A 26122-nucleotide genomic window follows, 5' to 3' on the forward strand; every position below is an offset into this window, starting at 1 on the left:
TAATGGAAGGCTCAAACGTTATAAAAAGTGGCTAGTAGGATTGTATGTTGCCTTTGCTTCATTATTGCACGTGAAGGCTAATTCCTGCGGACCGAAACGGGAAGGCGCAGAGACCTTCACACGAATTTGTCCAGCCTCCCCCTTCGACCGAATCCAGAATGCAATACGTCCTCCAATCAGAGATAAGCTCGAAGGACCGATCAATTCACCCACTCCCTCGACCTCCACCGAAACGGGATCTGCATAGAACGGCAATACATTGCCGTATTCGTCCAGAGCATCGACTACCACTCGAGTGACATCCCAATCGCCGGCTTCCAGCACTGTATCGTCTGCAGCTACGCGCAGCTCTGTCGGCACCGGATTACGTGAATAGTATCTACGTATTACTTCTTGCCCATTTACGTACCCAATGAATACAGCGTCTTCCCACTTCATGCCCCAGTGGCCTGTCAACTCGTCGATCACGACAGGGGGGTGAGGAAGCGCTGGGTACTTCTCTCGGTTCGGACGATAAACACCTTTGCGCTCATGACCGTAGATGAACTCCACCTCATCGCAATTGGTGAACACGACCAGCGGCACGATGCCTCCGATATTCCGCTCGCCACGCGACCAGTAAGTGACCGGCTCCATAACGACTTCCTGTTCGACGTTCTTCTGGCTCCGGTACACGCTCGCTGCAAATTTAGGCAGGCGGAACATATCCATGACACCGTGGTAGCAGATTTTATCACCGGAACCAAAATCAGCATGCGTGTTATAGTCAAAAGCACACCAGCCAATCGCTCCGGCAATGCCCTCATCGGCATAGGAAGCATTTTGGACCCGCGTATGGCGCAGTGCATGCTCCATTACCCGTTCCTCCTGGTCAAAACGCTTGGTCGGGTACATATGCCCGTTATATTCCGTTACCAGATAAGGGACCGGATGATCCAGCTTTGTAACGAGAGAAGGCTGGCGCAAGCCTGTCGTTTCGCCATCTACGCCTTCTGTATCGTCATACGTATCAAAATTGCGGATTTCCTTCGCCAAATATTTTTTGTGCCCACCATCATGAACAAAATCATTTATCGTATATACGTCTTCCAGCAGCTCACTGCCTACAATATAACGCACACCACCCGTAGCACGGGTCGGATCTAGCTTTCGTGCCAGCTCATTGGTACGCGTGTACAGATCATGATCATCCTGCGACTCATTAATTCGTACGCCCCAGATGACGATGGAGGGATGATTACGATCACGGATAATCATGTCCTCGACGTCCCTCACCGCCTGGTCCTTCCACGCTTTACCGCCAATATGCTGCCAACCCGGAATCTCTTCGAAAACGAGCAATCCGATCTCATCACAGCGGTCTAGAAAATGACGGGACTGAGGGTAGTGGGATGTCCGTACCATATTCAGCCCCAGCTCCTCCTTGAGCACATCTGCATCACGACGCTGCGCTCTTTTGGGCATAGCATAGCCAACGTACGGATAGGATTGGTGACGGTTCAGGCCGAGCAGCTTGATCTTCCGCCCGTTCAAGTAAAAACCGTCCGGCTGAAATTCGGCCTCGCGGAAGCCAAAGCGCACGGTCACCTGATCCAACGCTTCTCCGCCTCGTAGCAGCGTCAGCTTCGCTTCATATAGCTTGGGATCATCTATATCCCAAAGCCGCAGGCCGCCCAGCTCTTTCAGCTCCAGTGTTACTTCCGCCGTCGTCACCGCTGTCAGCTCGGTCTCCGCCTTCACGCTCGCTCCGTCCAGCAATTGCAGCGCGACTGTCAAGTCGTCCTGCTGATCACCGATGCCCTCCAGCTCCACGACGACGCGCACCGCCTTATTTGCCGCAAGCGGCTCCGGTGTCTGAACGAATACCGTTCCGAGGTGTACAGGCTCCACTATTCGCAGCTGCACTTCGCGGTAAATACCGCCGTAGGCCAGATAGTCGATGACTGCCCCAAAGGGAGGGATGTCGTCCCGTTCCGTGGAATCGACAATGACCGTGAGCACATTGGAGCCGCCATACTCGGCAAGTTCGGTCAATTCAACACTGAACGGTGTATATCCACCTTTATGCTCCCCCGCTTTTACCCCGTTTAGATATACCTGGGCATAGGTCATGACTCCTTCAAAATCAACATACACTCGCTTACCTTTGGCATCTGCCGGAATGTCCAGCTCTCTTTTATACGTAGAAATAAACTGAAATGCCTTGTCGTCAAAATAATTGTACGGCAGCTCTACATTCGTGTGCGGCAGCTGAACTGGCTCATACCGACTCGCATCAATGCCTGCGCTTACTTCGCTCTCGACATATTCAGGAAGGTAAAACCATTGGTCATTCAACGGCAAAATGGTACGCATGGGCAGTCACCTCAACCTTTTATTTTTCACTCTTATACCATAGTAAAATATTTGAGTAAAAATAATGAGTAAAACTTAGTAAAATAAACATATGTTAAATGTAAGCATTTACAAGACAATTGTCAATCCATTTTTGTATCTTTTTACAATCAAAAAAACAGCCCCGGAAGGCAGGGCTGTCCAAATCCATAACGTTGATTTTATTGGGCATCGGTATGTAGCGGCGCACTGCTGTTGCGAATCATTAGTTCGGTCGGAATGATGACCTTGCGCCCTATCTCGTTGGGACCGTTGCGTACCGTATGCAGCAAGAACTGAACACCCGTTTCTCCCATCAGTTCGGTATGTGTTTTGACCGTTGACAGAGATGGGGTCAAATATTCCGCTGTCGGAATATCATTGAAGCCAACAATGGAGATCCGTTCCGGCACCGCAAGGTGATGCCGCTCCAGTGCCTTTAACACCCCAATAGCCACCGAATCGCTCGCAACAAAGAAAGCTGTAGGCAGATTTTCGGGTCCTGCCAGAATAGCCGCTTCCATCGCACGGAAGCCGTCTGCCGCCGTTCCGCCGCACACATGAATATCATCCGACGTGCACAGCCTGTGCTGTTCCTGATACCGCAAAAATGTCTCATAGCGAGCATCTAGATCCGCTCGTTCGAAATCATGGGACTGCTCATCCTTGCCCATACCTACATATCCGATGTGACGATGGCCTGCGCCCATCAAATAATCCAGTGCATCAGCTGTAGCGCGAGCAAGGTCAATGACCACATAGTCTGCCCCTGTGCGCTCTACCGAATGATCCAGAAAAACGCAAGGAATGGGCAGTTCCAGCATACGTTCTACCTCTTCGCTGCTAAAATGCCCCAGCACGATCAGCCCATGCAGCCCTTCGGATGACGCCTTCAGCGCAGTCAGGTCCTCTCTTCTGAAAATACGCTCCAGCTGTGCCCCGCTTTGGCGGCACTCTTTTTCCACGCCAAACCGGATAGACAGATAATAAGGGTCTTCCAGTTCCTCGTACGTACTAAACCAGTGCACCATGCCCAACCGAATGGGTCCATCTGCCTTCTTGCGGGGCTGACGACCAATACCGCCATTTTTACGTTTAACAGTCGTATACTTCATACGCTCGGCAACCTCAAAAATTTTACGCCGCGTTTCCTCTGATACAGACAGTGTTTCATCATAATTCAGCACTCGGGAGACCGTGGATATCGAAACCTCTGCCTCCTGGGCGATATCTTTTAACGTAGGCATTGCAGACTCCTTTAATCGTTTTACTCTATTTTTACTTTTATTTTACTATTATCCCTAAAAGGTTCAACCATTTTTTTCATATTATAAGCCTAATCATGATAAAATACGTACCATAATAGAAATGACACCAAGGAGGATACACACATGAAACAGGAACTGATTGACCGCCTGACTACCTATGTTCAGGTAGATACCCAATCTGATGAAAGCAGTCACACTTGCCCCACTACACCCGGACAGCTCACATTGGGCAACCTCTTGGTGGGCGAATTGAAAGCCATTGGTATGACAGACGTAACTATTGATGATCATGGTTATGTGATGGCGACCCTTCCTTCCAATACGGATAAAGAGGTTCCCGTCATCGGTTTTCTCGCTCACCTCGATACGGCTACCGAGCTGACTGGTGCAGGGGTAAAGCCGCAATTGACGGAAAACTATGATGGGGGCGATATCACGCTGAATGCTTCGCTTGGTGTGGTTCTTTCTCCACGTGAGTTTCCCGAACTGACTCAATATAAAGGCCACACCCTGATCACAACAGATGGTACCACCCTGCTCGGTGCAGACAACAAAGCCGGGATCGCAGAAATCATGACAGCTATCCACTACCTGATTGACCATCCAGAAATTCAACATGGCAAAATTCGCGTTGCTTTTACACCGGACGAAGAGATTGGGAGAGGACCGGAACGCTTTGATGTAGCCGCTTTTGGCGCTGAATATGCCTATACGGTAGACGGCGGACCGCTCGGAGAACTGGAGTATGAGAGCTTTAACGCCGCAGCCGCCCATATTACCATTCACGGTGTGAATGTGCATCCTGGTACGGCTAAAAACAAAATGATTCACGCTGCCAAAATCGCTATGGAGCTGCACAGTCGGTTACCTGCAAACGAAGCCCCGGAATATACAGACGGATATGATGGCTTCTATCATCTCTTGGATTCTACAGGCACCGCAGAACAAGCTAAACTGTACTATATTATCCGTGATTTTGACCGCGAGAGCTTTGAAAACCGGAAAGCTTATTTAACAAATGTAGTCAAAGAGCTGCAGGCCGCATATGGAGAAAACCGTATTGCGCTGGAGCTGAGAGATCAATATTACAACATGAAAGAGAAAATAGAGCCAGTCAAGCATATCGTCGATGTCGCTTATGAAGCAATGACAAAGCTGAATATCGAACCCATTATCAAGCCGATCCGTGGCGGTACAGACGGTTCACAGCTATCCTACATGGGACTGCCTACACCGAATATTTTTACAGGTGGGGAGAACTACCACGGTAAGTTTGAATATGTGTCGGTGGACAACATGGTGCTCGCTACCAAGGTTATTGTGGAAATCGCACAACTGTTCGAGCAACGCGGCAAGTGAACTACCTATACGCAGCACTGACACGTTCAGATTAAATAGAAGGCATATCGTTTCGTAATGGAAATGGTATGCCTTTTTTTCTGATGCTTTCACTTCCTTAAAGATTCAATATCTTTATAACTTTTATCCATCTTTAGACCGACAACTATATACGAGACTATAAAAAATATACCTAGTAAAGAAAGGTAGGTTATCTATTTGAATACAATAGATGCATTAATTGCAGCCATTCCCTACATACAACAGATCATGCGTGAGAAAGTGACCCTTGCTCTCTTCGACCGAACTCATGTCCTTATGTATACCCAATCGGAGGGTATGGACCTCGGCTTTGAAACAGGCTCGGAGCTACTCGAGGACTATAAGAATTTTGCCATGCTTAAAAATGGACGTGAGACCAGCCTGACCCACATTCCTGCTGAAATTCTAGGTTTTCCTCTGGATATGATCAGTATTCCTGTATTGGACGAGAAAGGTGAAGTCATTGCAGCATTTGCGGCCTCTTATAATTTGACTAACAAAAATCAACTGGATCAATTCGTATCCGAGAACCGCTCCATCACCGAGCAGCTCATTGATATGGTACAGCATGTAGCAGCTCATTCCGAGGAACTTCAGGCAACCAGTGAACAAATTTTGAAAAACACCCAAATCGCTGTGCAAAACTCGGGTAAAATCAATCAGGTAGCTGTGTTCATCAAGGAAATTTCCGATCAAACCAACCTGCTTGGATTGAATGCAGCGATTGAGGCCGCGCGTGTCGGAGAAGCAGGAGCAGGCTTTGGTGTCGTCGCTCAAGAGGTGCGCAAGCTATCCGTAGAATCCAAAAAGGCGACGGTCGATATTGAAGGGGCCCTTAAGGATGTACAGAACTCCATTCATCAAATGGAGCAGGAAATTGAGCAAATTGTTTCTTCTTCTCAAGAGCAGGCGACTCTGGTAGGCTCTTTCACTGAAGTGATGGACCGTATGCAAAAGGCGAGTGAAACGATGCAACATCTGGCCAATAGCCTGACTTCGTATGTCGTAAAATAAATTTTGGCATAAAAAAGGGAGCACACGGATCGCAAAATGCGTAAAAGTGTGCTCCCTTTATGTACAAAAGGCCTATCGGGCTTAAGGATCTAAATCTGAAACTCAAGCAGGATAAGAAAAAGAAAAAACACCATGATTTGAAGGAATCACAGGGTCTAACCCTTCCCAAATATTTCCCACCGGAAGAGCAATACTAAGAGACGCCAAGGCCATAGTTACCGAGATTAATGCCTTTTTCAGCATGAAGCCCCCTTAATAAAATGGTTTGGTATTGCTCTTGCTGTGATGGTGTTGCCCAATCTCGATAAGTCTCAAACAGAGCAACCAATGTCCTGAAATTGGCATCCACTTCTACATTGGCAGAGAATTGCAGAGAATCAAGAACATAATTTAAGGCAACGGAGTACTGCTTCTTCTTGAAATGGTAAATGGCCAATTGGTTGACCAGTTTTAGATAATATACGCGGTTTGCTCTATCTTCATAACCTTCAAATATTTTAATATCATCAGCAAAATCGTTCAGCAGGTCGTCTATATTCCAATTATTCAAGTTAGCCGCTTCCGCAATACCAACCAATCCTGGAAGTAACTCCTCTTCATTGTCATGAAGAAATTGAACGTACTCAGGCAAAAGTTCCCTTCTCCCCGAAAGTAACTCAATCGTAAATAAATTGGCCTTGGCGAGGAAACGGAATCTCTCTACTTCTTCGTGACCGCTCTGATCCAGCCCCATAAACCAGCCCATTTCGCTATACTTCATAATATAGTTTCTAGCTTCCTCATACTTGCCCATATTCTGATAGTAAATAGACTTCGCCAGATAACTGTAAGCATAATAAAACACTAGCGGGTGTTTGGTGTCCAATGTCTCATACTTGCCGTCTGCAGCATTTCTCAGTTGGGTGTGATACAGGTTTTCAGCCAACGTATGCAGAAAGTCTGCTACTCTGTTCGCTTCATCCCAATCATTATGTGTGTAGCTGAGTCTAAACAACTCACAAGCTTTATCGAGTTCGTGACTGTCCGACAACAAATAAATGGCTTCCCTTTGGTTCAAGACCTCTTCCATTAGACCCCGCCTCCCTAGCCTGAAAATTGCGGTTACCCCTAGCCCAATGGCTATTTTTCAGGGCAGTTATGCTGCTAGCCTCCATTTTTGCATACCGTATATTGCAAATATAGTCAAAACCTAACTTGAAGTCAATTCAATCATCGCTATCTTCTTTTTTTGCAACCTTACATTGCTGTGTACGGTTATGGATTTTGCAAAATTCGATTCCAGTCGCTTCGAAGTGCAAGATATAGACGAACCAAACCATTTCGATCTATATCTTGTTCATTGGAAGTCGCTTATGGGATTTTTGCAAAATCCTCGGTTACGAATAGTTGACTCTCCTTATAGAAATAATACTAAAAAAGACAAAGTATAGGCTCTCTCATGGATGGTTTTTATGATGCTATAGTATCGTGGGGGTAACTACGTTACGAATTAGTGCGTACTTTTCAACCGGATAGCTGGGCCTTACAATCAAACCTGTGCATGAAACCAAAGTATAGAGTGATACTCAACAGAGCATGTACCTGTTCATCAAATACAAATTCACTTAAGGAGTGAAGTTAATAACATGGAACTTCAATTGGCTTTAGACTTAGTAGATATCCCACAAGGGATTGCATTGGTAAAAGAAGTAGAGTCGTATATTGATATCGTAGAAATCGGTACGCCGATTGTCATCAATGAAGGACTTCATGCAGTAAGAGCAATGAAAGAGGCATTCCCGAATCTGAAAGTGCTGGCTGACCTGAAGGTTATGGATGCAGGGGGCTATGAAGTGCTAAAAGCTTCCGAGGCTGGTGCAGATATCGTTACGATTTTGGCTGTAGCTGAAGATGCAACAATCAAAGGTGCAGTAGAAGAAGCCAAAAAACAAGGCGGCAAAAAAATCCTGGTGGACATGATCGGTGTTAAAAACCTGGAGCAACGTGCGAAAGAAATCGACGCCCTTGGCGTTGACTACATCTGTGTGCATACAGGCTACGATCTGCAAGCTGAAGGACAGAGCCCATTCGAAGCACTGCAAACCGTCAAACAAGTCGTGAAAAACTCAAAAACTGCCGTGGCTGGCGGTATTAAGCTGAGCACATTGGCTGAAGTCGTGAAGGCTCAACCGGATCTGGTTATCGTCGGCGGTGGTATCACTGGCGAGGACGACAAAAAGGCTGTAGCTTCCCAAATGCAACAGCTCATCAAACAAGGTTAACCCCAATGGAAACCTCTCAATATTTATCTGAGGTACTCAACGAGCTACAATGGGTTCCACAGTTGATCAGCAATGCGGAATCGGAACAGCTGATCCACTCCATCGACGCTGCGAATAAGGTATTCGTGGCAGGTGCGGGCCGCTCAGGGTTCATGATTCGCTCGCTGGCGATGCGACTGATGCACATGGAAATTCAAGCTTACGTGGTGGGTGAAACCGTAACTCCCGGCTTGGGCGAGGGCGACCTGCTCATTATTGGTTCAGGCTCTGGCGAAACCAAAAGCCTGATCTCCATGGCAGAAAAAGCAAAGAAACTCGGGGCCTCTCTGGCGCTTCTAACCACGTCCCCCGAGTCTACCATCGGCAAACTGGCCAATATCATCGTCAAGCTGCCCGGTGCACCCAAGGATCCTTCCAACAAGGATTACCAGACGATTCAGCCTATGGGCTCATTGTTTGAGCAAACCCTGCTGTTGTACGGTGATGCACTGGTACTCAGAACGATGGAGCTGCGCAAGCTGACCTCCGAATCTATGTTTGGCCAACACGCTAACTTGGAATAAACCGCGATTCCTTTACGATAACAAAGCAGGCTGTCCTTCACATGTGAAATGTAAAGGACAGCCTGCTTTTATGCTTGTATAAGCGGACGTTCGATACAGCATACATGCCAATCCATACTTCCGTAAAACCGCCATTGCGTTCAGGTGAGATAACAAAGGCCGGCATGTATTCAAACCATTTATTCGTTATTCCCTGCTGGCAACGGCGGGACTTTGGACGAATCAGCAAGTGCCCAATAGGCATATTTGGCCTTTAACTGTTCGTCGAATAATAGCGGCTTATCCAGCCGGGCTATTGGAAACGTGCTGAGCCACGTATTTCCATCATCCGTACCCCAAATCGTCACATTGCTGATATGATCCTGCTGCCTTGAAAACATATCGAACAGCGCCCGATAGCGGTGAGCCTGCCGGATCAGCATAGATTCTGGAATCGTTTCATAGCGATCTGTGTCATTGGAATAAAGACCCATATCCAGCTCGGTAATCTGATTATCCAGACCAAGCGAAGCAAACTTTTCGATGGACTGCTCAATCTCGCTAATAGCGGGAAACTCTAGGCGGATATGCGATTGGTGGCCTACCCCGTCAATCGGTACACCTTTAGCGAGCAGATCACGTACCAAATTGTACAGAAAATCCCGTTTCTTCGGCTCATGCGTGTTGTAATCGTTAATGAATAGTCGTGCGTTCGGGCCCGCCGCTTCCCTCGTGACACGGAATGCTTTTTCAATATAATCCGTACCGGTAATCTGATACCACTTGCTGCGGCGCATGCCATCCGGCTGATCAGGATCAATGACCTCATTCACCACATCCCAATCGGTGATGACATTTTTATACCGCGCTGCAACAGCGCGAATATGCGTCTCCAGCCGATCCAGCAAAAGCTTTTTATTTTCAGCAGTCGGTGTCATCGGCTGTCCATTCTTATCCTTGAACATCCAATCCCCAGTTTGGTTATGCCACACCAAGGTATGGAAGCGAATCTCTAGTCCGTGCTGTCTAGCAAACTGCACAATTTGGTCTGCTTCCTCCCAATGGAACTGTCCCTCGGACGGTTGTAAGGAGATTGGCTTCATCGCATTCCCTGCAACGACGCTGTTAAAATGCTTCTGTACCAACTCTCCGTAAGCCCCTTCGGTCTGAAAAGCTTCAATCGCCGTGCCGATGCTGAACTGTCCCCCATATAATCCATGCAAAGAAGGAATGTCCTTTTCAATAGCCAGTGGTGGTACAAGTGACAGTTCGAAATCATCCATATAAAAGGAAGACGTTCCTTCTGCCGTTTCCAAATACATAGAAACAGTGTCTGCATCATGCGCGAGCGTATACGTACCAGATAAATGCATCCATCCCCCTGTCGTAGTAGCCGTGTCGCCTACAACAGTTTCATACGAACTATTCCCTTGGTGATCACGCTGCACGCTGAGCCTCACCTTGGCAGGCTGCTCACCCGGCGCCAGCTTCACCCAGGCACTGACCGTATATCGGCTGCCCTTTTGCATCGTAGCAGTCACATCCAGCTTCGGTCCGGCATATGTCTTTTGTCTGCCTGTTGTCAGCAGACTGTATGAGCCGCTTCGTGCATCGGCATCCGAAACCTGCACGGTCTCGGCTCCCATACGGGACACCCATCCTTGAGCCGTACCCTCTTCAAACCCGGATACGATACCATGGGCCGGCTCCGTTGGCGTCTTCGATACCTGTGTTATTTCTACCTCATCCACATAGTAGGCCTGCGCGGGATTCGAGCTTTCCACATACAGCTTCAATGCATCCATCCCCCCGGTAAAAGTATATTTCCCCTGAAGTTTAATCCACGATGTATCCGCCGTCTCCGTCTGCGCTACCGTCTTCCATGTCGTAGTCCCGTCTGTCGGCTGCTGCTCCACTGTAAGTTTAACCATGCTCGGAACCGCAGAATGACCATCTAGCTTCACATAGCCACTAATTTCATACTCTACATCCGGCTGCAATAGCGACTTCACATCCAGCTCCGCCCCGTTCCAAGCCGCTGTGCGGGCGGTTGCCTTCAGACTGTGCGTGCCGCCATATGCTGCTTCCGTGACGGATGCAATTTGGGTATAAGTTCCCCGGGGTTTCCAGCCGTCGCTGTTTCCTTGCTCAAATCCATACGTTCCAATGGTCTTATGGATATTACCCGCTGACAGCACCGTATCCGAAACGGGCGGGGAATGTTCTATAGACGGAGCTGCCTTTAGTACAGACGCCCCCCACCAACCGACAGGCGATAACAACAGCGCTCCAGCCAGTACCAGACAAAAAGGCTTAACCCAACATGACCGCAAAGCAATCCCTCCCGTACTCCGATTTTTTGGAATTGGTATTTGGCACCATTGGTTTTCATTTACTATCCTTTGACACCGCCCAAGGTCATACCCTTCACAAAGTATTTTTGCAAAAAGGGATAAACTAAAATAATAGGCACTGAAGCGACAATCGTCATCGTGGCCCGAATTGAGGTAGGCGTGACCGACTTCGCTAGATTTTCCGAACCAGCGAATTGGCTCGCATAGTCCTGAGTGTTAACAGACGTGTTGGAATTTTGCAGTATTTTCATCAACTCATATTGAAGAGTGCTCCATTGTTCATATGACGAATTGTACAAAAACACATCGAACCAGGAATTCCATTGCGCGACTGCTGTAAACAGCGACACCGTCGCTAGCACGGGAACACACAGCGGTAAAACGATGCGCATAAAAGTGGAAAACTCCCCAGCCCCGTCAATACGCGCCGACTCCAAAATCCCTTCCGGCAATCCCTCAATAAAGGAGCGAATAACAATCACATTAAACACCCCAATCAATCCCGGCACAACATACACCCAGAAAGTCCCCAGCATCCCAAGCTCACGAATCAGGAGAAAGTTCGGAATCAGTCCACCGCTAAAATACATCGTTAAAATAAAAGCAATCGAAACAAATTTACGCAGCACATATTCCGGCCGGCTGATCGTGTACGCCACCATCGCGCAGCAAAACACCGAAGTCACCGTGCCCGCAACCGTACGTAATACAGAAATCAGCGTAGCATGAAAAATCGTCGCTTCCTTGAACACAAATTCATAATTACTCCACGTGAATTCACGTGGCCACAAATAAATCCCGCCCCGTATCGAATCATTCGCTTCATTCAACGAAACCGCCAGTGTATTCAAGAACGGATACAGCGTGAACACCATCAGGCAGAGCATAAACAGAATATTGCACGCATCAAAAATCCGATCCGAGGGGGCCCGAAATCGCCCGTGTACAGCCTTCCCTTTACCCATGACTTCCGCTCCTTTCTAAAAAATAGCCTAATCATCTGACTGATAAGGTCAGCGAAGCGGCCTGTTAAAAATCCACTGACCTGCACCCGTAGTATGAATGAGCTCGCACCTTCTGTTATCACCACCACTAGCAGTCCTAAAAACAAGCGAAAGCGAAGCTGAGCCAACCATCATGGCGCATTTACCCAAGGAAGCGCGAGTCACGCGCCTTCCCTAAGTTCTCCCCTTGCCACTACCCTCAGTTCTCAAAAAAAGTGACTTTACGGCGGGTAGCAGCGGAGCGGGCGGAATTGTTCTGAAGAAGCGGAGCGTTCGCCTTTATCCCCGGATTTTAACCTATGATCTTTATTCCAATAAGAAAATACGGGGATAACAGCGATCGGAAGAACAATCCGCACGCGAAGCGACAACGAGCCCTCCCCAGAAACTCACTCTTTTTTTAGAACAATCTCTCCTCCCCTAACCGCTTCGCAATATGATTGGCGCTAAACAGTAAGATGAAGCTGACCACCGTTTTGAACATCCCGGCAGCAATGGAAAGCGAGAAATTACCCATCTGGATACCATATTTCAGCACAAAAATATCCAGATTCTCCGAGTAATCCACGTTCATACCGTTGCCCAGTAAGTATTGCGGCTCAAAGCCGGATTCCAGCAGATTGCCGATGTTCATAATGAGCAGGATGATAAATACAGGCTTCAATCCGGGTAATGTCACATGCCAAATCCGCTGAAAACGCCCTGCTCCATCCATCTCAGCCGCTTCATACTGCGAGGGATCAATCATCGTCATCGCGGCCAAATAAATGATGGTATTCCAGCCGACATTTTTCCATACCTCCGATGCACCGAGAATGCCCCAGAAATAGCTTCCTTCGCCCAGCCACAGAATAGGCTCCTTAATCAATCCCAGCCACATCAGCACCTCATTGATGATGCCGCCATCCGCAGATAGCGCCGTACTAATGATGCTGGCCGCGACCACCCACGAAATAAAATGCGGTAGATAGCTGATCGTCTGTACCACCCGCTTAAATACGAGCTGACGAAGCTCATTCAGCAAAATTGCTAGTGTTATAGCGGTGACAAAGCCCAACACCAAATTAATAAAGCTCATCGCCAGCGTATTGCGCATGACCCGCAGAAAGTGTTCATCCTGAAACAGAAAATGGAAATGCTTTAATCCAACCCATTGCTGATCGAGCAACTTGCGGGCAGGCTTAAAATCCTGAAAGGCAATCGTCCAGCCCCAGATGGGCAAATACTTGAAGATGAACAGCCAGATTAAAAAAGGGACGGACATCCATACTAGTGCCCGTTGCTGATTCAGCTTGTGCATAAATCCCCTAAAGCCGGTTCGCCGCGAGGGCGGAAAATGATCCGGGGAGATCGTGACAGGTGGTGGTGACGAGTGGCCCATAGCTGCTTCCTCCTTTATTTTTTACCGGGATTTTCGATTTTTTTGGCAACCTCCTTCGTGATCAACTCCTCATACGCCTTTACATCCAGCTTGTTGAATTCAGTAGTGTATTCATTCCAAATCGCATCAAACTGTTCCGGTGCAGACAGCACCAAACGCGGGAAATATTTGCGCTGTAGGTCCCCCTTCTTTTGCTGGAAGAGCTGCGCAGTTGAGCCTTGAGCAATCGGAATACTCCAGGCCGGATACCATGGGCGCTCGTCAGGTGCGGAAAACATTTGCGAGAAGGACTCTACACCATAGACTTTTAGTAGCTTTTTATCTCCCTCGGTGTAGGACATACGCGCAACCTCAGGCTGCCGTCCGGGGCCAACCGAGTTACCGTCAGGCAGGGTAGAACCGCTACCGTATCGCGGCCAACTATATTCAAAATATTTGAACCCGAATGATTCGCGGAACGCGTCCTGACCAGTCTGCTTAATTTGCTCCTCAGTCCGGTAAAAGCGTCCTTTTTTATCTACATCATAGGTTTCCCCCTTGATTCCCCAGTTGGATAATATCTGGTTTTCGTCCGTCAGCAGGTTGTCAAAAAATTTGATGATACGTACCGGGTCCTTGGCACTGACCGTAATTCCTATGCCTCGGTTATTAACGAATGACGACGGATCAATGTACTGATCCTTTATATTCTGGTCGTATACAATAGGCAGCCCTATATACTCCATATCATCATTGCCCGATTGCTTGGCAGCCTCTTGCAGATTATTCAGGGCCTGCCCCGCCTGCCAGCGGTAGTCAAAAAAGCCCAGCACCTTACCCGAAGTCAGCTTCGCCAAATATTGATCGTAATTGTCCACAAAGGACGATTTATCAAATAGGCCCTCTACATTGAGCTGATTTAGCTCTTTCAGATACCGCTTTGTGATTTCCATATCTCCATAATCCGTGGCCCGGTGTGTCTTCATATCAATAATCGTGCCGCCATCATTCGGATAGCCTGCCAGATGCATCGGCGCGTTCGTAAGAGCATAAAACCTATCCTGCGTGGTTAACGCCAGGTACCCAGTCAAGCCCTCATCTGCATGTTTTTTCGCATAGTTACGAATCAGGGCTAAATACTCGTCAAGTGTTTTGATTTTTGGAAATCCCGCTTCTTTTAATACCCTGCGTTGCACCCAAAAGGCTCCTTGCTCCAAGTTAGGCGCAGGTAAATAATCGCCTACCACCGCACTGAGCGGAAGAAAATAAATGTTCCCATCCTCCGCCTTCATCAAGTTGTAGTACGGTCCATATACACGCTTAATATTCGGTCCGTATTTGTCGATCAAATCATTCAGGGGAATAAAAGCCCCGGCATCCAGCAGCTTATCGATCGTGCCATCCGGTACTATCACATCCGGGAAATCGTTACTGGCAATAAATGTACCGATCTTCGTATTGGAATCACCCACCAAATGCTCCAGCTTCCAGTTTACCCCCGTCTGATCCTCCAGGATCTTGCCGATCCGCGTTTCATTGGTATTAATGTCCCTGCCCGCAGTGGCATTAAAATACGTGAATGTGACTTTCTCCTTGCTATCTCCTGACGCTGGCTCCTTGCCCGAGCTCCCTGAGCAAGCAGTGATCATAGATGCCATCATAACCATTACCAGACCGATGATTCCGAACCTTTTGCTTGTCATGCCAGACCTTCCCCTTTCGCCCTCTTTTGTCGATTGTGTGTGAATATCGTGCGGACGTACCGCAAGCACTGGGAATCCCGCACGCCCTAAATTGTAAGCACTTTCATTTTATAAAATGCCGTCCATTTCGTTCACCTGCCAATCTAAAGGTGTTACTTAGGAAACTATAGGTAAAGGTCCTTCAAAGCAAAATAGGTACCGCTCTCCACCTCACTCCCGATCCGCAGGAATCCTAATTCGTATCTCCGTACCCACGCCGGGGGCACTGCGTATGGCAAGCTCAAAGCGGCTCCCGTAGTAAAGTTTAAGACGATAGATGACATTTTGCAGACCTATACGCTCACCCATTTCTTCCTGCCTTTGCATGTAACCATATAAACGTTGTACCTGTTCCTCAGATATGCCCACCCCATCATCTCGAACCGTTAGAATCAGTTGTCCTTCCTCATGCTCAAAATGAATCTCAATGCGTCCCCCATGCTTTAGCGGCTCAATGCCGTGGATACTTGCATTTTCAACCAGTGTCAGCGCGACCATTTTGGGAAGCAGATTGTCCAAGTCTTCAGAGCGCGCCTGCACTTCGTACTGTATTCGCTCACCAAAGCGATATTGCTGGATTTCCAGAAAACAACGGATCAGCTCCAGCTCCTCCCGCAAAGTAACCCGATCCTTGTTCCACACCAGCGAATTGCGGAATATCCGTGCCATGTTATGAATAATGTGCGCTGTCTCATCCTCATGCTTCATCAAGCTCCTCATGCGAATCGTCTCCAGCGCATTGAACAGGAAATGGGGGTTGATCTGGCTGTGAAGTGCATTCAACTGGGCATGTCTGCGCTGAATTTCCAGATTTTTTCGTTGAATATCAGCCATATACACATCGTTAATCAGTCGCTTTATTTTCAGCGTCATCCGGTTAAACTCACCTGTTAATTGCCCGATTTCATCTCGCGACTCTGTACCGGGAATCAGCTCAAAATGCTGGTTTTTCACCTTTTTCATGTGCTTTAAAATACGATGAATCCTCACGTTCAGCGAACGTGTAATCCAGATAATAATTAATGTAGGTAACAGCATATTTACACAGGTTAACAAGAGCACAAAGTTGCGGGATTCCTGCATTTCATACAGCATTTCATCTCTGGATACCGCTGCCACAATGCTCCAGCCGTTCAGATTGCTCGTAAGCACATAATTCGTCTTGAACTCCATCGTGTCCTCGGGCAGCTTGAGGGTGCTATAGGCCACACTTTTGTGGTTTATAGCAACTTTGGGATCCGTTGTATATTCGATTTCCCCTCGTTCGTTCAGCAGAAAGAGACTTCCCTGCAAATTCAGGTTGTTGAAAATCTCACGAATGGACGACATTCGCAGTTCTATTTTCAGTATTTTTTCACGACCATTTTGGGAATAAAAGTAGTTCATCCGCCGAATCAGGCTGAAAGGGTGCAGCTGTTCGCCTGTACTGTCATCGGTACGTACAAATATAGGCTTGGACTGGCGTCCAGGCGGGATTTTGGTATACCAGGGCAAGCTTCTGACCCTCTCATCTATAAAACTGACTCCCCCGGAATCCAGCAGCGTTGAATTATCGGTGTAGATCGTAATTCCACCTACGGAATGGTATACAGGACTGTAATTATTGTTCAAGATACGACGTAAATAAGAGTCATAGGCAGCAATATAATCAGCAGGGTGGGAATATGTTTGTTCCAACACCTCATTGAGCTGATGATCGGTATAAAAGATAGACGAGATTTCCATCGCATCTTCAAATTCACGGTAAAATTCAATTTTAATCTGTTCCAGTGCACGCGAAATATCCTGAATACGCTGTTCTTTCACATTTTGTGAGGTAACATGGTAAAAAACCAGATTGGTCAACACTACAGGCGCGAAAACACACAGAAAATAAAGCAGCAGCATTTTATCCCGCAATCGCACATGATCAAGAGTCGTCCTCAGCATCTTCATTCGCCGGCCCTCTCTGGCTCGTCGCCAATACTCAGGCTGTTGCGGTATTCACTAGGCGTGGCGTGCGCCGTCTTTTCAAACTGGGTAACAAAATAGTCTGAACTGCCAAAGCCCACGCGCTCCGCAATTTCATAAATCCGCAGATCCGTCTGCCGCAACAAACGTTTTGCCTCCTGAACGCGCAATTTCAGCAAGAATTCGTTAAAGTACACACCATACGTTTTTCTGAACAATTGACCGAGGTACACCGGGTTCATGTAAAAGCGAGCCGCAATACTTTTCAGGCTTATATTCTCGGCGGCATGCTGCTCAATGTAAGCACGGATGTGCTGGATGCCTCCCTGCTGACAATCCTTGCGCAGAACCCCAATATACCTTCCACTTTCCTCTGCAAAAGCTGTAAACAATCGCTGTAGTTCACCCAGGGACAGGTTCATGTCCTGCCAGTTCATCATCGGTTCTAGTGACCGAAGTGAGCGCTCATCTCCCTGCATGTTTTGAATGACCCGAACGATACTAAGTACGCATTGATGCAAACTCATTTTCACAGCCTCAGGTGCATAACACTCCTCCCGAAAGCTGCTAAATAAATTATCCACGGCCACACGCAGCTCCTCCAACCGCAGTTCCTCGACTTGTTCCGTCATGCGATCCAGTACGTCCTGATGTATGGTCTTATAGTGGAGTGGTGGCATTCCCTCCTGTAGATATACAACAATACCGCTATGGTCATAAATGTATTTATGGAGCACTGCTTCCTTCGCACAGGCATAGGACTGCTGGATATCCTGCAACCGATTCACAGGCTTTCCTGCATAAATGAAAACCCGACTTCCCAGCTGGTCTTTTAGTGACTTCATCCCCTCTATCTCCTGTTGTAGCGCTTTCATAAAGACTTCGACCTTGCCTTGAAAATAGTTCAAAAAGAAGTCCGGTACGATAAGACCAATTCGGTTGCGATGCTCATGGACATAGAGAGGGTACTTGCCATCCATTAAACGATGAAGTGCTTGCTCTATAAGCTCCCTGAATTGGAAAAGCGATAGCATAATATTATTGTCACCAGAGCGCCAGGGATGTTGGTCATTCAGCTCGACGAGTACATAGTACATAGAAGTGGCCTCCTCAAGCCGTAGTTGCTGCTCCCACTGTGTCACCACTACATCATCCACTGGGTTCATCATCACAGTCTCTAACAACCCACCTGCATGGTGATTCTGATATCGTTGCGCATTCTGTTGTTCACGATGCAGTCTCTCACTCAGCTTGCGCAATGTAGCCGAAAAGTCACCCTCATCAATCGGCTTAAGCATAAAATCATGAACCCCATAGCGGATTGCCTGCTGCGCATAAGCGAAATCACTATAGCCGCTTAAGATAATAAACGCGGGATGTTCTGTACTCTGTTCGAGCACAGATCGAATCAGCTCTAATCCGTCGAGCACAGGCATACGAATATCGGTAATGACCAGGTCCGGGTGAATACGGCTGATTAGCTCCAGCGCATCCTCACCGTTATCAGCTTCTCCTACGATTTCAAAACCACAGGCTTGCCAATCCATGAGTTGAAGCAGCCCTTTACGAGTAAAGGTTTCATCATCTACCACAATGGCTCGATGCAGCTTCATAACACGCTTCCTCCTTTTGATGTACGCCTATTTTATTATTTTAGTTAACTATTCCAACGATCTTAGTCACTATGATAATGTAAAAACATCAGGGATTGGAAATTTTCACCACACCTATGATATGACAAATAGAGGGGTGCAAAGCATGCGCACACCAGCAGCCAAGCCAAGCAGCAAATATACAAAAAGGAGACGAATCCCTGAATGGGGGGTCGTCTCCTTTTTTTGCTATTGCGTAAAAAGCTTTATTATTCTCTTATTCGTGAATTCAGGCTATCGCTCAGCGATGATACTGACCGCTTGCAGATGGTCGGCGTACTTTACAAACTGCTTGCGCATACCCATAACCCTTGTCCGGGCAGCATGGTTACGCATAAGGTTAAAGGTGATTTTTCCAAGTCTCAACCAGCCCTCGTCCTGAATGATACGTGGCAGATGCAATAAGTGCATGGGAACCGTATAGATTTTAACGACCTTAAAGCCTTCCTCTTTCAGCAACTGTTCCCACTCTGACACCGTCAACGGTGTCGCGTTAACTCGCATGGCTACAGCCAAGTCCTTGTAAATTTGCTTTCTGAGCGCAGGCTCAATATGGCTAGGAGCAAGGCACATCTCATGGATAGCAAACTTCCCGCCTACTTTCAAAAGCCGCCTGGCTTCCGAAATAATCTGCGCTTTCTTGGCCCTTGTGTGCATCGTCAGCATGGCTTCCCCATATACCACCGTCGCAGAGGCATCCGGCAACGTAACTTGTTCAGCATCGGCAATAATGACTTCCCGGTTTGCTCCGCTTGCATACGTTTTTACGATAGAGGCCGCCTTCTCATTCTGTTCAATCGCAATATAACGGCGGGGATTAAGCTGTAGTGTGATTTGGGCAGTTATACCCAATCCGGGGGCAAACTCAATGACCTCATCCTGCCCGGTTACGTCAAGTCCCTCTATCATCCAACGTGTCGTTTTTAACCCTCCGGGCCTAAGCACGCGCTTACCGAGACTTGCTAATACCCAGTGCCCTGGCACCTGATTGTAATCTACTGTCTGCATTGGCCATTAACACCTCTTTTTAAAATACGATAATGATATTCATTATCAATACGAGTGTAAAAAAATAACCATTTTCTTTTTTTTATATGAGCATGTTGCTGCTATGTCTTCTTTTATATGTTCTGCGCATAGCTTTCACTTGGCGTTTGGGTCAACACTACATGCAGACTGGAATTCGTCTCTGCACCGCCACGATAGGAAAAGTGCTCATCGCCCGTAACATGAATGATATCCCCTTGGACAACTTCCGTTGCTTCGCCGTTCACAGTTACAGTACCGCTGCCTTCAAGAACAAGCAAATATACATTCGCTCCCGGGTGATTATGTGTTGGCAGCTCGGCATTAGGAGTAAAGTTGAGAATAAAAATTACATTGTCGGCTTCCTTATGCACAATTCGTTTTGTAAAGGCTGCTTCCTTATATTCCTGAAATTGAATGAGGTTTGATTTTTTCATATTGGTTCACGCTCCTGTTTGGAATTAAATTGCTTAAGATGGATTTATACCTTTATTGTATTGGATTATTTCGCTCGCCTTGTGATTGCAATCACAATACTAAATTTAAGGAGGATTTTGCAAAAATCCAATAAGCGACTTTCAATGAACAAAATATATAGATCGAAATGGTCTAGTTCGTCTATATATTGTACTTTGGGGCGACTGGAATCGAATTTTGCAAAATCCTAAAGTCAAAAATACTTTTGAAATATTTAAAAATTTGATTTCAATCATCTTTTTCATCGACACATCCAACTAGAATCGAATTGTGTTAGACAAACAAAAACAAGCAGGAGGTTGTTCCTATGAAACCAGGATTCCAACTGGCAAAGGATATTTATTGGGTAGGAAAAATTGATAATCGTGAGGTTCCCTTTCATCGTCTTCTACTATCTAAGGGCACAACCTATAATGCATATCTATTGAAAACCGGAAAACCAACCATTGTAGATACCGTAGATATGGCGTTCGGTAGAGAATTTGCAGAGGCTGTAGCCGAATTAATCGATCCATTGGATATTCAATATATTATCGTCAATCACACGGAACCAGATCACTCGGGCGGATTGGCGGCACTTGCCTCCAAGGCAACGAACGCTACGATCGTCTGCACGGAGATTGCCGTTCCGGAAATTCAACAAATGTACAAGCTTCAGCATCGCAACTTCCTCGTCATCAAGGATGGGGATCAACTGGACATTGGAGGCAAAACGCTGCTGTTCAAAGAAACACCTTACCTGCATACGGAAGAAACCATGATTACGTACTGTATAGAAGATAAAATCTTGTTCCCTTGCGATATTTTCAGTACACACGTGGCTGTAGAGCATCTATTTGCCGATGAGGCTGGTTTTGATATCACCGAGGACTTTGTCGGATACTATCAGGCTATTATTCATCCACATCGCAGATATGTGCGCACATTAATCGAAGCTGTTGCCGATCTGGATATTGAGATGATTGCACCTTCCCACGGCTTCGCAATCCGGCATGATATTGCCAAGTTTATCGATTTGTACGCCTCTATGAGTACAGAAACCAAGGAGGATAAAAAAGTAGCGATTGTCTATGCCACCCTAAAAAATAATACTAAAAAAATGGCAAACATTCTGAAAGACTGCTTTTTAGAGAACCAAATCAAGGTGGAGCTATGGGACGTGGATAAAGCCGATGAAACGGAAATATTGAATAGTATTGCCTCAGCGGATGCTGTTTTCGTCGGTAGCTCTACCAAATATGCTGATATGACGGGCAAATTGGAAGACCTATTGCAACAAATGCAAAAGATGAATCTGGAAGGTAAGCTGGCTGCTGCTTTTGGTTCCTACGGCTGGAGCGGGGAAGCCATTGAAGTCGTACAAGATTACTTGAACGGTACCAATATGAAGGTCCAAAGCACTTCAGATGTAATCAAATCAACAGGTATGACCCATGTGGAATTCCCGGTACGTATTCGTTTCTCTCCTACAGATGTTGAAAAAGTGAAAAAAATTAAAAATGCCGCTGAATTTGTCTCAGATCTACTGCTTAGTGTTATTTAAAACACAGTAGCATATAGCGAATAGGAGAGATACTGAATGGGTAACCAACATTACGTTATTATCGGAGGCAGTGTCGCCGCCGTCAACGCAGCAAAAGCGATTAGAGATCATGATGAGCTGGCTGAAATTTCTATTTACGGAGAGGAAGCATCCTTTCCGTACAACAGAGTCAAACTTTCCAAGGGACTGTTCACTGATTTGCACAGTGACAAAATCCTGATCAAAAAGGAAAAATGGTTTGCCAATCAACGAATTCATGTATATTCCGGCATCAAGGTAACCGAGATACATCCTGAGGATCGTACTATCCAAACCATAAATGGACAAACCGTTGCTTATGACAAGCTGCTGCTGTGTACAGGAGCTCACAACCGTAAGCTTGTGCTAGAGGGGGCTTCTCTAAGGAACGTTCACAATATCCGTTTTCGACAAGATGCAGATAGCCTTAAAGCGGAATTGCGACAGGGAGACCGGATATGCATCATCGGAGGCGGTATTCAAGGCGTGGAAACCGCCTGGTCCTTCCAGCAAGCAGGATATTCTGTAACCATACTGGAAGCTTCGCATCGGCTTATGCCCCGCCAGCTAGATGAAAAGGCCTCCGCTATTTTGACCGATCGAATAACCGAACGGGGTACTCAGGTACACCTTGGGCAAGGCGTAAAGCGTATTAAAGGCACAGATCACGTAGAAGGTGTGGAACTACAGGACGGCTCTGTTATCCCCTGCGAGCATGTCGTGTACTCTATCGGAATTGTACCTAATACGGAGCTTGCTCGCCAAATCGGCCTTGATATTGGACAAGGCATTCTGGTGAATGCGCAGATGGAGACCAGCTCCGCCAATATCTATGCAGCAGGTGATGCAGCCGAATTTCAGGGTAGAGTAGATGGGTTGTGGGAAAGCGCAATGGAGCAGGGAAAAATAGCAGGCGCCAATATGGCTGGCGCATCCGTCAGCTATCAGCGTCCCCTCCCTGTAACCCTGTCGAACTGCTACGAATCCCCTCTCTTTTCCATCGGTCTAGTAGATGAACAAGTCTGCGACACCAGCCTGATTACTAAAAATCAAGCTTCTTATACACGTATGTTCATACAAGACGGCTCTATCTGCGGCGTGATTGGCTTTGGGGATGCTCTTGCTTCACTACCCTACAAAACAGCTATCATGCAGGGACTCAAACCGGACGCACCAGAGCTTACAAAAATTTTGAATGACAAGGAGAACTAAAGATGAAAAAATATGTATGTCAACCCTGTGGATATATTTATGATCCTGCAATCGGCGACCCCGATGAAGACGTAATGCCAGGTACAGCGTTTGAGGATCTCCCAGAGGACTGGGTTTGTCCGGTCTGCGGTGAGGATCAAAGCCGTTTTTCTCCAATAGATGATACAGAATAACAACCATGCGCTATAACCTGTAGTTTCCGGTTTATGAATGGAGTGAATGAATGTGAATGAGATGTCCTGCCCCTGCCAGTGCGAAAAGGAGCCCTGTGCCCGCAAAGTACCTATCTTTTCCTCTTTGTCCTGCGAAGATTTGTGTAAGGTCAGCTCCATGATCCGACACCGAAAATATCAGAAGGGTGAGGCCCTAATTATCGAGGAACAAGCATCCGATACGCTGTACATTATTAAAAGCGGGCATGTCAAGCTGCTGAAGATGACGCCTCAGGGTAAGGAGCAAATCCTGCACATTCTAACAACTGGCGATTTTTTTGGCGAGTTGAACATATTTAACAGCGATGAGCTGAGTAACTTTAGTGCGTATGCCTTAAAAGATACTGATATTTGTATGCTCACCAAGGATGATATGGAGCAGTTGATCCGCAACAATCCCGATATCTCTTTGAAGCTGCTCAAAACCATTACTAAACGCTTGGCACATACCGAGAATCTGGCTCAAAGCCTAGCTACCAAAGACCCGGAAATCCGTATCGCCTATATGATTCTTGAGCTTGGACATAAATACGGCAAGCCGGATGGCTCCAATATTAAAATAAATCTCCCCCTTTCACGCGAAGAAATGGCTAATTATGTGGGTGTCACCCGCGAAACCATCAGCCGTAAATTTGGAAAATTTGAACAGCTGGGGATTATTCATAGCAAGGGTACACGAGAGATTACCATCTGCGATGTACAAAAACTGAACGAATATATGGATTGAGACACATAGATACAATGTTACTCTAACATGAGGACAACAAAAAAACCGCTTCTTTAACTTATGGATTGCAGTTGATCTATCAACCACTTCCATTTCGTTAAAAGGCGGTTTTTTACCGTATTTTATACTCCACTAACGATCAATTGTCGTGTTCACGCCTTGGGAAGACGCTCCCCATGCAGGCCGCGCTGAGGGAACTTCTGGCGAAACTCTGTCTGTGGAAGGAGCAGTCTCAATCGTGGTCGATTTGGAGCAATCCCACACTACTTTGACCAAATACCCAAACAACAACACATTCAACAATGATGTCACACACAAAATAATACCGTATTGATCCCGAGAATTGGAGCTATAGAAGATATCAAAGGTATTCAGGAAAATCGTAAGACTGAATCCACCTGCAAGCCATAAAAATCTGCGGTCTCGCAAATACAGATACGCCAGTACAGCTAACGCCGCCGCAGGGAACAAGTACCGTTCATGCATGCTGGAAGCGAAGGTAAATACACCTGCAATGAGTACCAATGCAGCTGCCGCTGCAAATTGTGGTTTGCGACTGCGGATATACATCCACCACGTAAATAGAGTCACCAACACAATGCAGATCATACCCCACGTATGGTAACTGAACAGGAACAACGTTGTAGTGTCCTGCGTATAATTGCCACCAATCAGTGCAAAGAAATTATACGCGTTCACCGAAGCATACGGATACTCGCCGACCGTTCCCTTGTATAGGTCAAGCAGCCATAACGGCTCTTGCCCCCACGAGAATGGCAATATGACCAGAATGGTCGTCACAACAGCACCGCCCATGGACAACAGCCAAGGCTGTATTTTACGTTGTCTCAGCAGCTCAAAGAATAGAACAGGCCCATAAATAATTCCCTGCGGCTTCATCAATACGGCTAACGTAAACAATACGGCTGACCAGCCGACCCGGTTTTCCACAAGCAGCACAATCATGCCCACAATCAGCATAGTAAAGAAAGAATCTACCTGCCCCCAGAAGGTCGAATTGATAAATACAGCTGGGTTAAACACGTAAAATATAGCTAATCCCAGGCTTATTCCAAAGCCGACCCGTTTGCTTGCCAACCGATACAGCATGTACGCTGTCACAATATCGGCTAATATATTGGGAAGCCGCAGCAGTACGGACATATAGGGACTGAAAGCATCCGTAGAGCTGATTTGACCGATCACATATAAAATATAAATATAGAACGGCGGATAATCACTTGATCCGTTCGTGTAAAAGCCCGATAAGCTATCCGCTGCTGTCGTAGCCCAGTTCCGGAATAGCATTAAATCCATGTGACCCGAAATCCATGGGGCGATCGTCATTCTTAAAAAGAAACCCACACCCAGCACAGTCCACAGCATCAGTCCTCGATTACGTTCCCCGAGCTTCCAATCACGAGCCCGAAAACGGTACGTAATAAACACGAATGCACCGAAGAACAAAGCGGCGAAAACCGCCAGCGGAGTCGCATAAGCAGATGAAGAATTCCCACTTCTTCCACCACCGCCAGGACCGCCCATGCCAGATCCGTTACCAGACATGCCTCCGGGGCCTCTGTGCTGGCCGTCTCTGGCGGCACCACTGCTGTCCGATGCAGACGTATCCGTTCCAGCCATTGTACCTTGGTCACCCGATGTTGATGTCCCCTCAGTGGAGGAGTCGGTAGTTTGGCCTGTCGTCCCCTGATCCTTGCTGTCAGCGCTATTCACCGAATCCAGCCCCCTCATACCTCCGCCAGGTCCGCCTCCTCCCCCAAACCCGCCGGATGGGCCCTGTCTAACAGCCGCAGACTGGGACGCGGAGCTACCTGAATAACTCCATAACGAAACGACACTAACGACAGCACACAATATGAGACTAAATAGAAGTATATATTTCAGACCGTTCGCTTTCCAAACGTTCAAATCCGATGCACCTCTCTCTGTTTCTATTTTCCCATATTGTATCTGCCTTAGCTTAGGACTTTGTGAGTTCTGGCTGAA

20 protein-coding genes are annotated in these 26122 nt (G+C 47.0%); 8 read left to right on the forward strand and 12 right to left on the reverse strand.

Annotated elements, in window-relative coordinates; all coding sequences use genetic code 11:
• Positions 1–18 precede the first annotated feature (18 nt).
• Both MHH57_RS24210 and MHH57_RS24215 read right to left on the reverse strand, forming a co-directional pair.
• Entirely contained in the window at positions 19–2355 is a 2337-nt protein-coding gene (locus tag MHH57_RS24210; RefSeq protein ID WP_342434624.1) for a glycoside hydrolase family 2 TIM barrel-domain containing protein, read from the reverse strand.
• A gap of 200 nt (positions 2356–2555) precedes the next feature.
• Positions 2556–3620 carry a LacI family DNA-binding transcriptional regulator gene (locus MHH57_RS24215; RefSeq protein WP_342434625.1) on the reverse strand — a complete coding sequence of 355 codons (1065 nt, stop codon included), beginning with the start codon at positions 3618–3620 and terminating at the stop codon, positions 2556–2558.
• A 144-nt stretch (positions 3621–3764) separates the two neighbouring features.
• On the opposite strand from MHH57_RS24215, the gene pepT reads away from it, so the two are divergent.
• Both pepT and MHH57_RS24225 read left to right on the forward strand, forming a co-directional pair.
• Entirely contained in the window at positions 3765–5000 is a 1236-nt protein-coding gene (pepT, locus tag MHH57_RS24220) for a peptidase T (protein WP_209947651.1), read from the forward strand.
• Between the two features lie 198 nt (positions 5001–5198).
• On the forward strand, positions 5199–6035 hold the full coding sequence (locus tag MHH57_RS24225) for a methyl-accepting chemotaxis protein (RefSeq protein ID WP_069011007.1): 837 nt from the start codon (positions 5199–5201) through the stop codon (positions 6033–6035).
• Between the two features lie 193 nt (positions 6036–6228).
• Here the strand turns inward: MHH57_RS24225 and MHH57_RS24230 are convergent, their stop codons facing one another.
• On the reverse strand, positions 6229–7104 hold the full coding sequence (locus tag MHH57_RS24230) for a DNA-binding protein (protein WP_165145785.1): 876 nt from the start codon (positions 7102–7104) through the stop codon (positions 6229–6231).
• Positions 7105–7660: 556 nt separating this feature from the next.
• Here MHH57_RS24230 and hxlA point away from each other — a divergent pair.
• On the forward strand, positions 7661–8296 hold the full coding sequence (hxlA, locus tag MHH57_RS24235; protein WP_340933625.1) for a 3-hexulose-6-phosphate synthase: 636 nt from the start codon (positions 7661–7663) through the stop codon (positions 8294–8296).
• A 5-nt stretch (positions 8297–8301) separates the two neighbouring features.
• Positions 8302–8859, forward strand: coding sequence for a 6-phospho-3-hexuloisomerase (gene hxlB / locus MHH57_RS24240; protein ID WP_209947649.1), 558 nt, complete (start codon positions 8302–8304; stop codon positions 8857–8859).
• Between the two features lie 179 nt (positions 8860–9038).
• On the opposite strand, the gene MHH57_RS24245 is transcribed toward hxlB, so the two are convergent.
• The 8 genes from MHH57_RS24245 to MHH57_RS24280 form a co-directional block, all read right to left on the reverse strand.
• Complete coding sequence (locus tag MHH57_RS24245) at positions 9039–11171, reverse strand: endo-1,4-beta-xylanase (protein ID WP_029518709.1); 2133 nt, start codon at positions 11169–11171, stop codon at positions 9039–9041.
• A 62-nt stretch (positions 11172–11233) separates the two neighbouring features.
• Positions 11234–12157: a carbohydrate ABC transporter permease gene (locus MHH57_RS24250; protein ID WP_029518710.1), complete on the reverse strand. Its 924-nt coding sequence runs from the start codon at positions 12155–12157 to the stop codon at positions 11234–11236.
• A 439-nt stretch (positions 12158–12596) separates the two neighbouring features.
• Positions 12597–13577, reverse strand: coding sequence for a sugar ABC transporter permease (locus MHH57_RS24255; protein WP_029518711.1), 981 nt, complete (start codon positions 13575–13577; stop codon positions 12597–12599).
• Positions 13578–13591: 14 nt separating this feature from the next.
• Entirely contained in the window at positions 13592–15259 is a 1668-nt protein-coding gene (locus MHH57_RS24260; RefSeq protein ID WP_029518712.1) for an ABC transporter substrate-binding protein, read from the reverse strand.
• A 210-nt stretch (positions 15260–15469) separates the two neighbouring features.
• On the reverse strand, positions 15470–17233 hold the full coding sequence (locus tag MHH57_RS24265) for a sensor histidine kinase (protein WP_342434626.1): 1764 nt from the start codon (positions 17231–17233) through the stop codon (positions 15470–15472).
• Positions 17230–18861, reverse strand: a complete 1632-nt coding sequence (locus MHH57_RS24270; RefSeq protein WP_029518714.1) for a response regulator — start codon at positions 18859–18861, stop codon at positions 17230–17232. Before MHH57_RS24270 ends, MHH57_RS24265 begins: the two co-directional genes overlap by 4 nt.
• A gap of 273 nt (positions 18862–19134) precedes the next feature.
• Complete coding sequence (locus MHH57_RS24275; RefSeq protein ID WP_342434627.1) at positions 19135–19908, reverse strand: class I SAM-dependent methyltransferase; 774 nt, start codon at positions 19906–19908, stop codon at positions 19135–19137.
• 113 nt (positions 19909–20021) lie between these two features.
• The gene (locus MHH57_RS24280) at positions 20022–20363 is read right to left on the reverse strand and encodes a cupin domain-containing protein (RefSeq protein WP_029518716.1); all 342 of its coding nucleotides are present in this window, start codon (positions 20361–20363) and stop codon (positions 20022–20024) included.
• Between the two features lie 347 nt (positions 20364–20710).
• Here MHH57_RS24280 and MHH57_RS24285 point away from each other — a divergent pair, with 347 nt between their 5' ends.
• The 4 genes from MHH57_RS24285 (at position 20711) to MHH57_RS24300 (ending at position 24115) form a co-directional block, all read left to right on the forward strand.
• Positions 20711–21946: an FprA family A-type flavoprotein gene (locus MHH57_RS24285; protein WP_039271834.1), complete on the forward strand. Its 1236-nt coding sequence runs from the start codon at positions 20711–20713 to the stop codon at positions 21944–21946.
• A gap of 36 nt (positions 21947–21982) precedes the next feature.
• Complete coding sequence (locus MHH57_RS24290; RefSeq protein WP_165145776.1) at positions 21983–23176, forward strand: FAD-dependent oxidoreductase; 1194 nt, start codon at positions 21983–21985, stop codon at positions 23174–23176.
• 2 nt (positions 23177–23178) lie between these two features.
• Positions 23179–23349, forward strand: coding sequence for a rubredoxin (rd, locus tag MHH57_RS24295; RefSeq protein WP_209947646.1), 171 nt, complete (start codon positions 23179–23181; stop codon positions 23347–23349).
• Positions 23350–23410: 61 nt separating this feature from the next.
• Positions 23411–24115 carry a Crp/Fnr family transcriptional regulator gene (locus MHH57_RS24300; protein ID WP_029518719.1) on the forward strand — a complete coding sequence of 235 codons (705 nt, stop codon included), beginning with the start codon at positions 23411–23413 and terminating at the stop codon, positions 24113–24115.
• 132 nt (positions 24116–24247) lie between these two features.
• On the opposite strand, the gene MHH57_RS24305 is transcribed toward MHH57_RS24300, so the two are convergent.
• Entirely contained in the window at positions 24248–26044 is a 1797-nt protein-coding gene (locus MHH57_RS24305; RefSeq protein ID WP_209947644.1) for a glycosyltransferase 87 family protein, read from the reverse strand.
• Positions 26045–26122 lie beyond the last annotated feature (78 nt).

This window comes from Paenibacillus sp. FSL H7-0442, assembly GCF_038593105.1.
In the GTDB taxonomy this organism is placed as follows: Bacteria; Bacillota; Bacilli; order Paenibacillales; family Paenibacillaceae; genus Paenibacillus; species Paenibacillus polymyxa_D.

Bases quoted from the DNA above. Each gene is read 5' to 3' on its own strand.
- MHH57_RS24210 (WP_342434624.1), bottom strand. From the start codon at position 2,355: ATGCGTACCATTTTGCCGTTGAATGACCAATGGTTTTACCTTCCTGAA.
- MHH57_RS24215 (WP_342434625.1), bottom strand. From the start codon at position 3,620: ATGCCTACGTTAAAAGATATCGCCCAGGAGGCAGAGGTTTCGATATCC.
- pepT (WP_209947651.1), top strand. From the start codon at position 3,765: ATGAAACAGGAACTGATTGACCGCCTGACTACCTATGTTCAGGTAGAT.
- MHH57_RS24230 (WP_165145785.1), bottom strand. From the start codon at position 7,104: ATGGAAGAGGTCTTGAACCAAAGGGAAGCCATTTATTTGTTGTCGGAC.
- hxlA (WP_340933625.1), top strand. From the start codon at position 7,661: ATGGAACTTCAATTGGCTTTAGACTTAGTAGATATCCCACAAGGGATT.
- hxlB (WP_209947649.1), top strand. From the start codon at position 8,302: ATGGAAACCTCTCAATATTTATCTGAGGTACTCAACGAGCTACAATGG.
- MHH57_RS24250 (WP_029518710.1), bottom strand. From the start codon at position 12,157: ATGGGTAAAGGGAAGGCTGTACACGGGCGATTTCGGGCCCCCTCGGAT.
- MHH57_RS24255 (WP_029518711.1), bottom strand. From the start codon at position 13,577: ATGGGCCACTCGTCACCACCACCTGTCACGATCTCCCCGGATCATTTT.
- MHH57_RS24260 (WP_029518712.1), bottom strand. From the start codon at position 15,259: ATGACAAGCAAAAGGTTCGGAATCATCGGTCTGGTAATGGTTATGATG.
- MHH57_RS24265 (WP_342434626.1), bottom strand. From the start codon at position 17,233: ATGAAGATGCTGAGGACGACTCTTGATCATGTGCGATTGCGGGATAAA.
- MHH57_RS24270 (WP_029518714.1), bottom strand. From the start codon at position 18,861: ATGAAGCTGCATCGAGCCATTGTGGTAGATGATGAAACCTTTACTCGT.
- MHH57_RS24275 (WP_342434627.1), bottom strand. From the start codon at position 19,908: ATGCAGACAGTAGATTACAATCAGGTGCCAGGGCACTGGGTATTAGCA.
- MHH57_RS24280 (WP_029518716.1), bottom strand. From the start codon at position 20,363: ATGAAAAAATCAAACCTCATTCAATTTCAGGAATATAAGGAAGCAGCC.
- MHH57_RS24285 (WP_039271834.1), top strand. From the start codon at position 20,711: ATGAAACCAGGATTCCAACTGGCAAAGGATATTTATTGGGTAGGAAAA.
- MHH57_RS24290 (WP_165145776.1), top strand. From the start codon at position 21,983: ATGGGTAACCAACATTACGTTATTATCGGAGGCAGTGTCGCCGCCGTC.
- rd (WP_209947646.1), top strand. From the start codon at position 23,179: ATGAAAAAATATGTATGTCAACCCTGTGGATATATTTATGATCCTGCA.
- MHH57_RS24300 (WP_029518719.1), top strand. From the start codon at position 23,411: ATGTCCTGCCCCTGCCAGTGCGAAAAGGAGCCCTGTGCCCGCAAAGTA.